The organism is Pseudoalteromonas nigrifaciens (assembly GCF_002221505.1).
Taxonomy (GTDB): domain Bacteria; phylum Pseudomonadota; class Gammaproteobacteria; order Enterobacterales; family Alteromonadaceae; genus Pseudoalteromonas; species Pseudoalteromonas nigrifaciens.
On record NZ_CP011036.1, the window covers coordinates 1,415,138 to 1,430,614 of the forward strand.

Genomic DNA, 15,477 nt, shown 5'->3' on the forward strand with positions numbered 1-15,477 from the left:
GGAGCACATATTTATGTCTGAGCAGAGACAAAACCCAGAACAAGAAGTAGAACTAAACGAAGACCTAGCAAAAATGGAAGCTGATGTTGAAGCCGCTGTACAAGCAGCAGAAGAACACGCAGAGCAAGAGCAAAGCCCTGAAGCCGAAATTGCAATGTTATATGCAGAGCTTGAAGTAGCAAAGCAAACAATAGCAGATCAAAAAGACGGTGTAGTTCGCGCCGCTGCTGATGTTGAAAACATGCGTCGTCGTGCAGCACAAGATGTAGAAAAAGCACATAAATTTGCACTAGAGAAGTTTGCTAACGAATTACTCCCGGTTATTGATAACTTAGAGCGCGCAATTGAGTTTTCTGATAAAGAAAACGAAACGCTAAAACCTGTGCTAGAAGGTATTAGCATGACGGTAAAAAGCTTTAACGATGCTGTTGCAAAATTTGGCGTTGAAATTGTTAACCCACAGGGTGAGCAGTTTAATCCAGAGTTTCATCAAGCTATGTCAATTCAGCCAAGCAACGATGTATCGCCAAATACAGTATTAGCGGTAATGCAAAAAGGCTACACCTTAAACGGACGTTTATTGCGCCCAGCTATGGTTATGGTATCTAAAGCAGCTGACGCTTAAGTTGTTATTAATGATTTAAAAAATGCCTCAATTTGAGGCATTTTTTTTGCTATTTAAATAGTGAACCAATTGCACTAAAACAGTTAGTATTACAGCACCAAACATCAAGCTTGAAAAAGGCACGGCACTTTTAGCATGTAGTATAGCTAATAGGGGGCCGACCAAAGCACCGCTACCAAAGCGTAACGTACCAATAACTGCGGTTGCTGTGCCTGTATTTGCTTCAAACTTCATTAAAATAAGTGAGTCAGCATTACTGGCTATTATGCCTAAGCTCATCATAAGTGGTGCAATAGCACCAACAATAAAGTAAAGCGACAGCTGCATAATACTAAAAGTAAGTAACGCAGCGCCCGAAAGTAAGCCAAATATTAATCCGTAGTAGAGCATTTTACGAGAGCCAATTCGCGGCACAATACGAGTATTTAAAAAATTCCCAAACATGAGTGCTATAACGTTAAATGCAAACAAAATGCCAAATAACTGCTCTGATACTTTAAATAAGTCTAAATATACAAACGGTACTGAGGTTAAAAAACAAAAAAATCCAAACGATACAAACATAGAGCTTAAAATGTCGGCACGTGCATCTTTGTTACTCAGTATTATTTTATAACTATTAAAAAATAATGGCAGCCCTTTAAGGTCATTTTTAAAAATAGGAATGTCGATTAAATACACATGCACAAAAGCTAAAATAATAAAGCTGTAGGCCGCTAAAATTAAAAAGATGGTAGACCAAACAGAAAACCCTAAAATAAGCGAACCAATTGAAGGTGCAAGTAATGGCGCTACCATCATAATCATCGATACATAAGACATACCTTTGGCGGTGTTTTTTTGGTAAATATGCCTAATTATCCCAGGAACTACCACGGTTGCCGCTGCACCGGTAAATGCCTGTACGGTACGCAAGACCCAAAATGCATATATATCGGTAGTAAAGGCAAGTGCTAATGACGTTATACCAAATAAAGTTAAGCCAATTTTAGCCAATTTACGGCGACCAATTTGATCGGCAATAGGGCCAAAAAATAACATCCCTAATGCATAGCCCGCTAAATAAATACTTAACGATATTTGTACGTTAGGCATACTGGTTTGTAAGTCGTCCGCAATAACTAACATTGCCGGTAAATACATATCAATAGCTAAAGGCGTAATTGCCACAATACTAGCTAGTAAAGGCAATAAAATACGGGTGTTAAAAGACGAAGCCGATGCAGGCATGTATAAACTCAATCATTACTAAACAGGATGTATAGTGTAACAGGGCATGCTGATTGGATAAACTTAGTTTGCCTGCTAAGTTAATTGTAATGGGTAAATAACCTGAGATCCGGATAATAAACCTATCTCGAGCAGCTATTTTCAGCGCTAACTGCGTTGAATTTACTTGCAATAGGCCAGCTATTGACGCGTAAATTTGCCTTATTTTCACTGAAAATCTCTGGCTAGAGAAAATAAAATTAAATATAACTATGATTCAATACGTTAGTAAATCTCTTAACCAGAGTTCAGGTTAAATAAACAACAAAATTTTATTGTTACTTGCTAAAAAGCAATTATTTTAAACTGCGGTGGTATTTGCTATTCTAGCGCTAACAAAAAATATGATTTGAGGGAATATAATGAAAAAACTCGTGATAGCTATATTAGCTACTGCAGTGCTGGCTGGCTGTAAAACATCACCAACAGGGCGCACCCAAATTGCGCTTTATTCTGATCAACAAATGAGTGAAATGGGCACAGCCAGTTTTGCTGAGATGAAAAAAAATCAGCCAATCAATAAAAACCCACAAACTAACGCGTATGTAAATTGTATTGCCGAGCAAGTAGTGGCTGTTTTACCTAAGCAGTACGCTTCGCAAAAATGGGAAGTAGTGGTATTTGAAGACGACTCAGCGAATGCGTTTGCATTGCCAGGCGGTTACATTGGTGTGCATACGGGGCTGCTAAAAGTGGCTACTAACCAAGACCAAGTGGCTACAGTGCTTGGCCATGAAGTGGGGCATGTAATTGCAGAGCATTCGAACGAGCGTGTATCGCAAAGCTCAATGCTACAAACCGGCATGCAAATTGGCGGTGCAGCTCTTGAAATGGGTAATGTTGGGTATCGTAACGAAATTATGCAGGGTTTGGGCTTGGGTGCACAATACGGTGTTGTATTACCGTTTAGTCGTTCGCACGAATCAGAAGCTGACGAAATCGGCTTGGATTTAATGGCGCAAGCTGGTTTTGATCCAAAAGAGTCAGTTACTTTATGGCAAAATATGAGTAAAGCGGGTGGTGGCGCAACACCTGAGTTTTTATCAACTCACCCAGCACCAGCAAGCCGAATTAAAGACTTGCAAGCACAAATGAGCCAAGCTTTAGGTGAGCAAAAAACAGCAAGAGCACAGGGTAAAAACCCACAATGTAAGCTGTAATTTAGTTTAACTACAAATAAAAACCCTGTAAGTAATTTACTTACAGGGTTTTTATATTCAGTGCTAATCTTTATTTATTGAGTAAAGAGCTATTAGGGAGTCCATATAAGACCCTAGTTAAAGCTTAAAAAGTCCACTCAACATGAAGTTGTGGTACCGATTCTGTAACATTAGTGCCAAATTTGTTATGCCAATATTGCCACTCCATCCCTAGCAACAGAGTGTTTTCTTTCATTTCAAGGGCATGGCCTAAATCCCAGGTAATAATAGGCTGCGCTAAAAACCACGCACGCACATCTTGACCAAATTCATTTTCACGCTCAGCAATGTACTCAACATGGCCCTTTACATTAAACTTTTGCGTGCCGATCATAAAAGGGTAATCAAACGCAACATCAAACATCCAGCTATTAGTTTCTATAGGTGCACCACCTTTTGCTACGCCTTCACTGTCATCAATGTAGGCAGTTACCAATGTCTGAAAAAAGTTAAAACCAGGTACATCCCAGCTTAATTTAACACCCGGTAAATATTTCATTACCTTGGCGTCTCCTGCTACGTTAATACCGGCGGTTAAACCAACATCAATTAACGCGCCTGAACCAATCTGTTGGCCGGTAATAGCTGATAGGCTAACGGTTGAATACCATTCGCCATAAAAATCACGGTCTTGAAAACCGTCTTCAAGGTCGTCTTTACTGTAATCAATAAAGAAAAAATTATCGCCGTAATCATAACCAGATGCGTGCTGAATTGAATACACAGCGGTATCTGACTCTTGCTCTGTGAATGGATTTGTTTGCTCGCCATAATTAATGTGTAGAGCAGTACTGCTCCAGTTAGCAGCAATAGCAGAGGTAGATAAAGCGCAAGTGCTTAAACATAAAGCGGGAAGTAATTTTTTTAGTTTCATAATACTAATTAGTGTAACACGCGGGAGCGCTATTATAAGCAAAGGGGAGTGGTTTGTTAATTATTATATTACTGTGTTGTAGCTTAATCACTAAGCTACAACACAGTAACGTTAATTTATGCTTTATTTCTGCGCAGACAAATAACCGCAATAGCACTAAAAGCTAATATAAAACAGTAATAAGAAGAAGTTGATACTTCCCATGGGCTAATTTTAAATGTAGCTCCAAGTAGCAATGCTTGCGCGCCATAAGGCAGTGTCCCTTGCGTTACGCAGGCAAATATATCGAGCAAACTAGCCGAGCGTTTACCAGTAATATTACCATCATCAGCAAGTTTTTTAGCAATTGGGCCGGTAACAATAATAGACACGGTATTATTAGCAATACACATATTGCTGGCCATTACTAACGCCGCTATACCGAGTTGGTCAGCCACTTTTCGATGCCACTTAGCAATCACTTTAGTAATTGCTTGGATTTTTTGCGCTATGTAATCCAGGCCACCATTAAGGCGAATAAACTCAGAAAGACCACCTATAAACATCGACAGCAAAAATATTTCTTGCATGTCGGTAAAGCCTTTATAAATATCTTTTACAAAGCTGGCGCCTTCATAGCTACCAGTAAAGCCCATAAGTGCAGCAAAAACAATACCGCTAAGCAAAACTACAAATACGTTAAAGCCCATTACCGCAAGCACTAAAATAAAGGCATAAGGCAACACTAATAAAATGTCGTAATCTTTGGTTTCAACAACTTGTGCAGCGGGTGTTAAATATAACAACAACGCAATTGTGACAATGGCGGCCGGAATAGCTATTTTAAGGTTTTCTTTAAACTTATCTTTCATTTCACAGCCCTGAGTACGGGTGGCCGCAATAGTGGTATCTGAAATAATCGATAAGTTATCACCAAACATCGCGCCCGATACTATAGTACCGGCCATGAGTGCTGGATCTATGCCGGTTTTAACCGACATTGCATACGCTATAGGGCCAATGGCACCAATAGTTCCCATTGAAGTACCCATGGCGGTGGAAATTACGGCGGCAATTAAAAATAATCCAGGGAGCAATAAAGAAGGTGGAATAATTGACAAACCAGCGTTAACAACCGCATCAACGCCACCTGTGGCACCGGCAACAGCAGAAAACGCACCCGCTAATAAGTAAATTAAACACATGGTAATTATGTTGTTATTACCTACGCCTTTAATAAAGGTTTCGACGCTTTGGTTTATTGAGGTTTTATTTAAAATGAAAGCCAGAATAATGGCGGGTAAAATAGCAACAGGTGCAGGTAATTGATAAAAAGCGTAATCAACCCCTTGTGATTGTAAATATAAGCCTGAGCCTAAAAATATCGCTACAAAGGTAAGTAGGGGAAGCAAAGAAAGTATTGCTTTATTTTTGTTAAATGATGGCTGCATCATATTCCTCGTATTATTGAAAAAAGATCACAGCCAAAAACTCCTCTTTTAGCTGTGTTTAGCGAATCCTCCACTGTACTTAAACTAGGAGACCACTGCGCCCGCAAGCCAAAGACCAAATCGACGCTGAAAAGAAGTTTAAATGTATAGACGGCTAAAGTAAACTGGTATTATTACTTAAATTAAAAGTGTGACCTGACTATTACATGCTATTTAGGTAATATCTAGCCTAGTAAATAGTGTTAATTGACCAATAGTATCTTCGCGCGAGCCACAAGGTGCTGCAAATTAAAATATTAGGTAAGGTAATGACAAAAAATAAAATCGGTGTTTTTGGTGCCAACGGCAGAATGGGCTCAGCCTTATTAGAAGCAGCAAGTACAAAAGAGCATAGTGAACTTGCAGCCGCTTATGTACGCAGTAGTTCACCGTTATTAGGCATTAATGTTAATCAACTCAACAGTGCTGCAGATAAAACAGTAACCTTTAGCGATGAAGCTAATATTACGAATGTTGATGTATTAATTGATTTTACTTTGCCAGCCGGCATGCGCACACATTTACAAACAGCGGTTAAGCAAGGTGTCCCTATGGTAATTGGTACCACCGGGCTAAACGAAGCCGATATGACATTGCTACACGAGGCTGCAAACCATATTCCTATCGTATTTGCGCGCAATTATAGTGTGGGGGTAAATGTATTACTTAATTTAGTGCAAACAGCCGCTACAAAGTTTGGCGATGATATGGATATTGAAATTTTTGAAGCGCATCATCGCCATAAAATAGATGCGCCGTCGGGTACTGCGCTGGCCATTGGCGAAGCCATTGCAGATGCAAAAGGCTGGGATCACGACAAAGTTGCCGTATACGACCGCAGCAAAGTTGAGCAGGCTAAGTCGCAAAATGAAATTGGTTACTCGGTGCTCAGAGGCGGCGACATAGTAGGTGAACACACCGCATACTTCGCAACAATGGGCGAAAGACTCGAATTAACCCATAAAGCAAGCTCAAGAATGACCTTTGCATTAGGTGCTATAAGAGCTGCAGGCTGGTTAATAAATAAACCCGCAGGACTTTATGATATGCAAGATGTGCTAGATTTGAAGTAGTTAACTTGTTCTTTCAGCTGTTTGGGTCTGAATAAAGGTACAAGCAGTTATTTATTATAATTTACTAAATAGCGTTAGATCTAAAAGAAAACTTAATGTAAAATGCAGCCAATTTGCCAAAAATTAATAATCGCGTGTTTCCAATTATACCCAAGTGGCTTGAAAAAAGCAGGGTTCAGTGGGAATAAAGTCGTTTTAAGGCAAGAAAAAATGATTAAGGTTTAAAGCTCGTTATCGGCGTCATTTAACACTGTTTATAAAATAACTTTATCCACAAAAACTCGCTTTAACAATCGCCTGGGTATTGGCGGGGCGTTAAGCATTTTGCTTAGCCTCGTTTTTTACTGTTAGGAGGTTAATTTGACTAAATCCGCTCTGTTAGTCCTAGAAGACGGCACAGTGTTTCGCGGTACTGCAATCGGCGCTGACGGCATGTCAGTAGGTGAAGTAGTATTCAATACGTCTATGACTGGTTATCAAGAAATTTTGACTGACCCATCATACGCGGAACAAATCGTAACTTTGACGTACCCACATATAGGTAATACGGGTACTAATAGCGAAGACGAAGAAGCGAATCAAATATGGGCCAAAGGCCTAGTGATCCGTGATTTGCCACTGCTAGCAAGTAATTTTCGTAGCGAGCAATCGTTAGATGATTACTTAAAACAACGTAATATTTTAGGTATTGCGGACATCGACACCAGAAAGCTAACGCGTATTTTGCGTGATAAAGGCGCTCAAAACGGGTGTATTATAGCCGGTGACGAATTAGACGAAAACAAAGCGCTTCAAGCCGCGCAAGCCTTCCCAGGCTTAAAAGGTATGGATTTAGCAAAAGTAGTCTCAACCAAGGAAATGTTTGAGTGGCGCGAATCAAGCTGGACATTAGGCGAAGGTTTTAAAACCTTAAACGCGGCTGATGAAAAGTTTCATGTTGTTGCCTACGACTTCGGTGTTAAGCGTAATATTTTACGTATGCTTGTAGATCGTGGTTGTAAATTGACTGTAGTACCAGCGCAAACCTCTGCCGCTGACGTACTAGCATTAAACCCTGATGGTATCTTTTTATCTAATGGCCCGGGCGATCCAGCACCGTGTACTTATGCCATTGATGCAATTAAAACCCATTTAGAAACCGAAATCCCTATTTTTGGTATTTGTTTAGGCCATCAATTATTAGCGCTTGCCTCAGGTGCTAAAACAGTCAAAATGAAGTTTGGCCATCATGGTGCCAACCACCCAGTTAAAGATTTAGAACGTGATGTAGTGATGATCACCGCACAAAACCATGGTTTTGCTGCCGATGAAACTACGCTACCTGATAACCTGCGTGCTACGCACACATCGTTATTTGACGGTACTTTGCAAGGTATTCATCGTACAGATAAGCCAGCGTTTAGCTTCCAAGGTCACCCTGAAGCAAGCCCAGGCCCGCACGATGCCGCCCCATTATTTGATCACTTCATCGATTTGATGCAAGCGCGTAAACACTAATTTAACCGGAGTAATAATGCCAAAACGTACCGACATAAAAAGCATTCTTATCTTAGGCGCAGGCCCAATTGTTATTGGTCAGGCTTGTGAATTTGACTACTCTGGTGCACAAGCGTGTAAAGCACTGAGAGAAGAAGGCTATCGAGTTATATTAGTTAACTCAAACCCAGCAACAATTATGACTGACCCTGATATGGCAGATGCGACGTACATCGAACCAATTCACTGGGAAGTTGTAGAAAAAATTATCGAAAAAGAAAAGCCAGATGCAATCCTACCGACTATGGGTGGGCAAACAGCATTAAACTGTGCGCTTGAATTAGACAAGCACGGCGTATTGGCTAAGCACGGCGTTGAGTTAATTGGCGCAACAGCAGATGCAATCGACAAAGCAGAAAACCGCGAACGTTTCGATACAGCAATGAAAAACATTGGTTTAGAATGCCCACGTGCTGAAATTGCTCATTCAATGGATGAAGCTAGAGACATCATTACTCGCATTGGCTTACCGTGTATTATCAGGCCTTCTTTTACTATGGGCGGCACCGGTGGTGGTGTAGCGTATAACTTAGAAGAGTTTGAAGAAATTTGTGAGCGTGGCTTAGACTTATCGCCAACGAACGAATTGCTAATTGATGAATCACTGATTGGTTGGAAAGAATACGAAACAGAAGTTGTACGTGATAAAAACGACAACTGTATTATTGTTTGTACCATTGAAAACTTTGACCCTATGGGTGTGCACACGGGTGATTCGATCACAGTTGCACCAGCGCAAACATTAACCGACAAAGAATACCAAATTATGCGTAACGCCTCTATGGCGGTATTACGTGAAATTGGTGTTGAAACAGGCGGTTCTAACGTACAGTTCGGTATTAATCCTGAAGATGGCCGTATGGTTATCATTGAGATGAACCCACGCGTATCACGCTCATCAGCATTAGCGTCAAAAGCAACGGGTTTCCCAATTGCTAAAATTGCTGCAAAATTAGCCGTAGGCTACACACTTGACGAGCTACAAAATGATATTACTGGCGGTAAAACACCCGCGTCGTTTGAGCCGGCAATTGACTATGTAGTTACAAAAATACCTCGCTTTAACTTTGAAAAATTTGCCGGTGCGAACGACCGTTTAACCACGCAAATGAAATCAGTAGGCGAAGTAATGGCGATTGGTCGTAACCAACAAGAGTCATTACAAAAAGCATTACGTGGCCTTGAAGTGGGTGCAACTGGTTTTAACCCAATTGTGGCGCTTGACGACCCTAAAGCAAAAGAAATTATCATTCGTGAACTACGCGAGCCAGGTGCAGAGCGTATTTGGTATATTGCCGATGCAATGCGCCATGGTATGAGCGTTGAGGATGTTTACGAGCTGACAAAAGTTAACCGCTGGTTCTTAGTACAAATAGAAGACATTCTAAAAGACGAAGCAAAAATTAGCGACGTAGGCATGGCAGGCTTAAATGCCGACTTCCTACGCAAGTTAAAGCGTAAAGGTTTTGCTGACCCACGTATTGCAGAAATTGCAGGCGTATCAGAAGCTGAAATTCGTAAAAAGCGTCATTTACTAAACATTCTACCAGTATACAAGCGTGTTGATACCTGTGCTGCAGAGTTTAGTTCAGACACAGCTTACATGTACTCAACTTACGATGAAGAGTGTGAAGCCAACCCAACAACCCGTGACAAAATCATGGTGATTGGTGGCGGTCCTAACCGCATTGGTCAAGGCATTGAGTTTGATTATTGTTGTGTACACGCTTCGCTTGCACTGCGTGAAGACGGTTATGAAACCATTATGGTTAACTGTAACCCTGAAACGGTATCTACCGATTACGACACCTCAGATCGTTTATACTTTGAACCAATTACCCTTGAAGACGTACTAGAAATTGTACGTGTTGAAAAGCCAGTGGGTGTAATTGTGCAGTACGGTGGTCAAACACCGCTTAAATTAGCGCGTGAACTTGAAGCGAATGGCGTGCCAGTTATTGGTACATCGCCAGATGCAATAGACCGTGCAGAAGACCGCGAACGTTTTCAACAATTAGTCGAGCGTTTAAATCTACTGCAACCAGAAAACGCTACGGTAACATCAACTGAAGAAGCAATTTTAAAATCAGTTGAAATTGGCTTTCCATTAGTAGTACGTCCATCGTATGTACTAGGTGGTCGCGCCATGGAAATTGTATACGACGAGCAAGACTTACGTCGCTACATGACCGAAGCAGTACAAGCCTCAAACGAAGCACCAGTATTACTAGACCGCTTTTTAGATAACGCGATTGAAGTTGACGTTGACGCAATTTGCGACGGCGAGCAAGTAATTATTGGCGGTATTATGGAGCACATAGAGCAAGCGGGTGTTCACTCAGGTGACTCAGCATGTTCATTACCGGCTCACACGCTATCGCAAGAAGTACAAGATGTAATGCGCAAGCAAGTTACTGATATGGCACTTGAACTTGGTGTTGTTGGTTTAATGAATACTCAGTTTGCTGTAAAAGATGGCTTAGTGTATTTAATTGAAGTTAACCCACGTGCTGCACGTACCGTACCGTTTGTATCAAAAGCAACCGGTGTTGCACTTGCAAAAGTAGCTGCACGTTGTATGGCGGGTCAGTCTTTGGCAAGCCAAGGTATAACTAAAGAAGTTATTCCTCCATATTACAGCGTAAAAGAAGTTGTTTTACCATTTGCTAAGTTTCAAGGTGTGGATCCAATCCGTGGCCCTGAGATGCGTTCAACCGGTGAAGTGATGGGTGTTGGTGATACTTTCGCCGAAGCGTTCGCAAAAGCACAATTAGGTGCAAGCAATACTTTACCACGCGGTGGTCGCGCGCTATTATCCGTGCGTGATAGCGATAAGCCACGTATTGTTGAACTAGCTAGAATCATGACAGACCTTGGTTTTGAAATAGATGCAACAGGTGGTACAGCTGCTGCACTTGAAAATGCTGACATTGCGGTTCGCCGTGTAAATAAAGTATTTGAAGGGCGCCCGCACATTCTTGATAGAATCAAAAGTGGCGAGTATAGCTATATTGTTAATACCACAGAAGGTCGCCAAGCGATTGAAGATTCGAAGGTGTTACGTCGTGGTGCTTTACAGCACAAAACCAACTATACTACGACCTTAAATGCGGCGTTTGCAAACTGTACAGCAAACCAAGCAGATGACCGTGGGAAGGTGACGTCAGTTCAAGAACTACACCTGCGATTGAACTAAGGAAATGTGCCAAGGCCGTTAAATTGCGGCCTTGGGATTAAGTGAGAAAAAGTATGCAAACAATTCCGATGACAGTTCGTGGTGCAGATTTACTGCGCAAAGAACTTACCGAATTAAAAACAGTTACCCGTCCTAAAATCGTCAGCGATATTGCAGTTGCACGAGAGCATGGTGACTTAAAAGAGAATGCTGAGTATCACGCTGCGCGTGAGCAACAGGGTTTTTGTGAAGGCCGAATTCAAGAAATTGAAGCTAAGCTTTCAAATGTACAAATAATTGATGTAACTAAAATGCCTAATACCGGCAAAGTTATTTTTGGTACAACAGTTACTATTGTCAACGTTGAAACTGATGTTGAAGTTAAATACCAGATTGTTGGTGATGACGAAGCAAGTATTAAAGATAATCGTATTTCGGTTAATTCACCGATCGCACGAGGTTTAATTGGTAAGCAAGCAGATGATGCTGTGAACATTGAAACCCCTAAAGGCACCGTTGAATACGAAATCATCGAGGTTGAGTATATTTAATAACTCACTTTACGTGTAAATAAAAGCCAGTGTATTAATACACTGGCTTTTTTGTTTTAAAGTGTTTAAAAGTGTTAAAACAGCCCTTATAAATTGGCCTTAAAAATTTTACTTTGTTACCATATACAGGCTGCAAATTAAGCAGTTTACTCGGAGATATTTATGAACGATACCGACCATCCCTCTAGATTGAGGGCAGAAAAATAACCCGTATTGGTATTTATCTTCTATAAATCTACCTAAGCGGTAGAGTAATTTTATTCTTTCCTATTTTTCTTCTCTCAGACACCTAGATATAAATAATGAAATTAGCCTTATTAAAGTGCTGATTATAGTTACTAGTACGCTGGTATTTTAATCAGTCATATAGTTTCATTATTTGATGGTCGTTACCTTATGCTAATGTGTTTTACTCCTAATTAATGGCTATTAGCTAATCAGTAGTTTTAACTGTTTGAACGCCATGTTATTAATTTAAATAAAATACAATTAGCCTAGCATTAGCCAATCGGGAGATTCGCCATGACGGTAATGAGCAAAAACTACGTAGAAAATAACCCACACTTTTCTCAAGCAGAAATAGGGGCGGCTAGAAAAGTGTTTTTAGCGCACAGCTATAATAAACAAGTGCACTTATTAACAATAATGGATGTTGAAGAAGCGGTTGCTATTTTACAGCACTGTTCAATTACTTATGTACAAGACTTAATAAGTCGTTTAGAAAAAGACGGTTACGACAAACTCGCTCGACACTATGCGCATCAGTTGGGTTTTATTCACTCAGAAGTTGAAACAGCGCAAAGTTATTTAAATACCTCGGCACTGGGGCATGTGCAGCAGCGTATTGGCTGGATCATAGTATTAGCGTTATTAGGTATAGTGTCTGGGTTAATTATTACTCAATACGAAGACACATTAAGCCAGTTAGTATTGTTGGCAGTGTACATGCCGGTTATTGCGGCTGCGGGCGGTAACACAGGCTCACAAGCGGCTACTTTGGTAATACGGGCGTTAGCAACAGGCGAGCTGAAAAAAAGACAATGGTTTGCTGTGTTTCTTAAAGAAAGCCAAATTGCAGTGTGTCTTGCGTTAGCGGTGGCGGGCGTAATGGTTATTCGCATCTTATTTTTTAGCGATGTTAAATCTGCCGGTGGGTTCGATTTAAATATAATTGCGATGGCCATCGCAGTGGCATTGTTTATTCAGGTAACTATTTCTACTACGCTAGGGGGGTTATTACCTATTTTAGCGCGGGCACTTAAGCTAGACCCCGCGGTATTAGTGAGCCCTGTATTGGCATCAATTGTTGATATATCGGGGATGTGGATTTACTTTACCGTAGTTAACTATTTTTTAGAAATTGGTTAAATCAAAAGTTTTAGGTTTATATGTTTTGCGCTAATCACTTAACACTCAGTAATTAGCGCAAAACTTAGTTTGAATTTATTCTTGCACATTTCCCCCTCTACCAATTACTTTTAACTAAAATTTCTTTAGGTTATTCATCTGCCATCAATTTGATCTATGCTGATATGGAGCAATACGGTTTAACGTCCTCTCAAATAAGGATAAATAATGGCTAATATACTTTACCCGGCACCTTTAAAAGTAGGTTCTAAAATTGCGGTGTGTTCGCTTTCAGAAGGGATCGCGGCTAAATATCATGCTCGTTTAGAGAGTGTAATAAACGGTTTAAAACAGCGTGGCTATGAAGTAATTGAGGGGGCGTTTTTACGGCGCAGCGAAGCAACAGCAGAATTAGCTACCAAAGCCCATGCAGAGCAGTTAATGGGCTTTTTAGTTGACGATAGTATTGATGCAATTATGCCTCCCTTTGGTGGCGAACTTGCGATGGAAATACTGCCGCAACTTGATTTTAATGCTATTAAACAGGCTAAACCCAAATGGCTTGTGGGGTTTTCAGATGTGAGTACTGTGGCCTGTGCACTCACTGCTAAATGCCAATGGGCAACGCTGCATTGTGCCAATTTAATGCAATTGCACCCAAACGAAAAAAGCCCGTATTGCTTACAAATATTTGAAACCCTAAGTTATGCAGCAAATAGTGAGTTTACACAGGCACCATCAACACATTATCAAAAAGTAGCCCCCGATTATGCACAGCACCCAGAAGCCTTATTTAATTATACCGAGACGACTCAGTGGCAATGCTTAAATTACTTTGATCAGCGTACTATCGAAATGTCGGGGCGTTTATTTGGAGGCTGCCTAGATACCGTGGGTTTATTACTCGATTCACCATTTTTAGACCTGCATGAATTTAAAAAGCACAGCGCGCCCGAAGGGCTAATTTTATACTTAGAAAATTCAGAGTTAACCCCCACTACTGTAGCGCGATTTTTACTGTCGTTAAAACTAGCCGGTATATTTGACGACATTAACGGCATAATTATCGGCCGCAGTGAAATTACACAAGGCAAAAACCCCGAATTTGACTATCGCCACGCATTAAATGTAGCGCTTGGGGGCTGTATGTTTCCGGTTATTATAGATGCAGATATAGGCCATATTGCACCTAACTTAAATTTAATTAACGGTGCTACTTGCACATTAATTGCCGATATAAACGAAGGCAGAGTAATAAAAGCATCATTAAATACGTCGCTCTCTTAATTGGCTTTGAATAACGTGCCGATACAGGGGTATAATAAGCTGGCTTTTATAATTCGTTATTTAAGTACATTCTCAGGGCGGGGCGAAATTCCCCACCGGCGGTATGTTTAATTACTATTTTAATTACATTTGTAGTGTTTAAATAAGCCCGCGAGCGCTTTGTTGTTTTATATAATATCAAAGGTCAGCAGATCTGGTGAGATGCCAGAGCCGACGGTTACAGTCCGGATGAAAGAGAATATGGCTTAAATATAGCGTTAATAGTGCGTGGCTTTTGGCTGTGTGCTATTTATGTTTTTTAATTTAAGTTATTGTTGGTACTTATACTTTAATGCTTTTAGAGTTTATTTTATCGATCCTTTCAGTGTCCTGAATCTATTTATTTTTAATCAGGAATATAATGATGATTCAGTCTCTACTTACTCAATTTGGCGAGCCGTTAACGCGCGTCGAAAATGCCATTACCGCACTACAGCAAGGCCAAGGCGTATTGGTTGTTGATGACGAAAACCGTGAAAACGAAGGTGACTTTGTATTTTCAGCCGAGCATTTAACCACCGCCCAAATGGCTGAGATGATCCGCGAAGGCAGCGGCATTGTGTGTTTATGCATGGGGGAGGAGCGCATAAAACAGCTCGATCTACCGCAAATGGTTACTCATAACACCAGTCAAAACAATACCGCTTACACCATAACCATTGAGGCCAAAGAGGGCGTAACTACTGGCGTTTCTGCAGCCGATAGAGTTACAACGATTAAAGCCGCCACAGCCGACAATGCTAAACCTGAGGATTTATCGCGCCCAGGGCATGTATTTGGCTTAAAAGCTAAAACGGGTGGAGTACTGGTACGCCGTGGTCATACCGAAGCATCTGTAGATTTAATGCAACTTGCGGGTTTAAAGCCGTTTGGCGTTATTTGCGAGCTAACTAACCCCGATGGCTCAATGGCGCGTTTACCTGAGGTGAGCGGTTATGCAAATAAGCATAATATGCCAGTGGTATCGATAGAGGATTTAGTGCAGTACATTCAAATTGCACAACAAAAAGTAAGTTAACTGCAATAAAAAACC

At 40.8% G+C, this 15,477-nt stretch carries 12 protein-coding genes and 1 riboswitch; of the genes, 9 read left to right on the plus strand and 3 right to left on the minus strand.

Annotation, left to right across the window (positions count from 1 at the left end; translation table 11 throughout):
- Positions 1-13: 13 nt before the first annotated feature.
- A complete protein-coding gene (gene grpE, locus PNIG_RS06935; RefSeq protein WP_011327905.1) occupies positions 14-625 on the plus strand; it encodes a nucleotide exchange factor GrpE in 612 nt (203 codons plus the stop codon).
- Between the two features lie 27 nt (positions 626-652).
- Here grpE and PNIG_RS06940 read toward each other — a convergent pair whose 3' ends face one another.
- On the minus strand, positions 653-1,855 hold the full coding sequence (locus PNIG_RS06940; RefSeq protein WP_089368106.1) for a Bcr/CflA family efflux MFS transporter: 1,203 nt from the start codon (positions 1,853-1,855) through the stop codon (positions 653-655).
- A 401-nt stretch (positions 1,856-2,256) separates the two neighbouring features.
- On the opposite strand from PNIG_RS06940, the gene PNIG_RS06945 reads away from it, so the two are divergent.
- Positions 2,257-3,054: a M48 family metallopeptidase gene (locus tag PNIG_RS06945; RefSeq protein WP_011327907.1), complete on the plus strand. Its 798-nt coding sequence runs from the start codon at positions 2,257-2,259 to the stop codon at positions 3,052-3,054.
- Positions 3,055-3,178: 124 nt separating this feature from the next.
- Here the strand turns inward: PNIG_RS06945 and PNIG_RS06950 are convergent, their stop codons facing one another.
- The gene (locus tag PNIG_RS06950; RefSeq protein ID WP_086993405.1) at positions 3,179-3,967 is read right to left on the minus strand and encodes a nucleoside-binding protein; all 789 of its coding nucleotides are present in this window, start codon (positions 3,965-3,967) and stop codon (positions 3,179-3,181) included.
- 116 nt (positions 3,968-4,083) lie between these two features.
- Positions 4,084-5,397, minus strand: a complete 1,314-nt coding sequence (locus tag PNIG_RS06955; RefSeq protein WP_089368107.1) for a Na+/H+ antiporter NhaC family protein — start codon at positions 5,395-5,397, stop codon at positions 4,084-4,086.
- Between the two features lie 308 nt (positions 5,398-5,705).
- Here PNIG_RS06955 and dapB point away from each other — a divergent pair, with 308 nt between their 5' ends.
- The 7 genes from dapB (at position 5,706) to ribB (ending at position 15,462) form a co-directional block, all read left to right on the plus strand.
- Positions 5,706-6,509, plus strand: a complete 804-nt coding sequence (dapB, locus tag PNIG_RS06960; RefSeq protein WP_011327910.1) for a 4-hydroxy-tetrahydrodipicolinate reductase — start codon at positions 5,706-5,708, stop codon at positions 6,507-6,509.
- A gap of 360 nt (positions 6,510-6,869) precedes the next feature.
- Positions 6,870-8,006 (plus strand): glutamine-hydrolyzing carbamoyl-phosphate synthase small subunit, encoded by a 1,137-nt coding sequence (gene carA / locus PNIG_RS06965; protein ID WP_089368108.1) that lies wholly within the window; start codon positions 6,870-6,872, stop codon positions 8,004-8,006.
- 16 nt (positions 8,007-8,022) lie between these two features.
- A complete protein-coding gene (carB, locus tag PNIG_RS06970; RefSeq protein WP_089368109.1) occupies positions 8,023-11,241 on the plus strand; it encodes a carbamoyl-phosphate synthase large subunit in 3,219 nt (1,072 codons plus the stop codon).
- Between the two features lie 53 nt (positions 11,242-11,294).
- Positions 11,295-11,771 carry a transcription elongation factor GreA gene (greA, locus tag PNIG_RS06975; RefSeq protein WP_011327913.1) on the plus strand — a complete coding sequence of 159 codons (477 nt, stop codon included), beginning with the start codon at positions 11,295-11,297 and terminating at the stop codon, positions 11,769-11,771.
- 522 nt (positions 11,772-12,293) lie between these two features.
- Positions 12,294-13,139 carry a magnesium transporter gene (locus tag PNIG_RS06980; RefSeq protein ID WP_011327914.1) on the plus strand — a complete coding sequence of 282 codons (846 nt, stop codon included), beginning with the start codon at positions 12,294-12,296 and terminating at the stop codon, positions 13,137-13,139.
- A gap of 207 nt (positions 13,140-13,346) precedes the next feature.
- On the plus strand, positions 13,347-14,405 hold the full coding sequence (locus tag PNIG_RS06985; protein ID WP_089368110.1) for a S66 family peptidase: 1,059 nt from the start codon (positions 13,347-13,349) through the stop codon (positions 14,403-14,405).
- 64 nt (positions 14,406-14,469) lie between these two features.
- Positions 14,470-14,649: riboswitch (FMN riboswitch) on the plus strand.
- A 159-nt stretch (positions 14,650-14,808) separates the two neighbouring features.
- On the plus strand, positions 14,809-15,462 hold the full coding sequence (gene ribB, locus PNIG_RS06990) for a 3,4-dihydroxy-2-butanone-4-phosphate synthase (RefSeq protein WP_011327916.1): 654 nt from the start codon (positions 14,809-14,811) through the stop codon (positions 15,460-15,462).
- Positions 15,463-15,477: the final 15 nt, after the last annotated feature.

Excerpts from the sequence above, each read along its gene's own strand:
- grpE (WP_011327905.1), top strand. The coding sequence starts at position 14 with ATGTCTGAGCAGAGACAAAACCCAGAACAAGAAGTAGAACTAAACGAA.
- PNIG_RS06940 (WP_089368106.1), bottom strand. The coding sequence starts at position 1,855 with ATGCCTGCATCGGCTTCGTCTTTTAACACCCGTATTTTATTGCCTTTA.
- PNIG_RS06945 (WP_011327907.1), top strand. The coding sequence starts at position 2,257 with ATGAAAAAACTCGTGATAGCTATATTAGCTACTGCAGTGCTGGCTGGC.
- PNIG_RS06950 (WP_086993405.1), bottom strand. The coding sequence starts at position 3,967 with ATGAAACTAAAAAAATTACTTCCCGCTTTATGTTTAAGCACTTGCGCT.
- PNIG_RS06955 (WP_089368107.1), bottom strand. The coding sequence starts at position 5,397 with ATGCAGCCATCATTTAACAAAAATAAAGCAATACTTTCTTTGCTTCCC.
- dapB (WP_011327910.1), top strand. The coding sequence starts at position 5,706 with ATGACAAAAAATAAAATCGGTGTTTTTGGTGCCAACGGCAGAATGGGC.
- carB (WP_089368109.1), top strand. The coding sequence starts at position 8,023 with ATGCCAAAACGTACCGACATAAAAAGCATTCTTATCTTAGGCGCAGGC.
- greA (WP_011327913.1), top strand. The coding sequence starts at position 11,295 with ATGCAAACAATTCCGATGACAGTTCGTGGTGCAGATTTACTGCGCAAA.
- PNIG_RS06980 (WP_011327914.1), top strand. The coding sequence starts at position 12,294 with ATGACGGTAATGAGCAAAAACTACGTAGAAAATAACCCACACTTTTCT.
- PNIG_RS06985 (WP_089368110.1), top strand. The coding sequence starts at position 13,347 with ATGGCTAATATACTTTACCCGGCACCTTTAAAAGTAGGTTCTAAAATT.
- ribB (WP_011327916.1), top strand. The coding sequence starts at position 14,809 with ATGATTCAGTCTCTACTTACTCAATTTGGCGAGCCGTTAACGCGCGTC.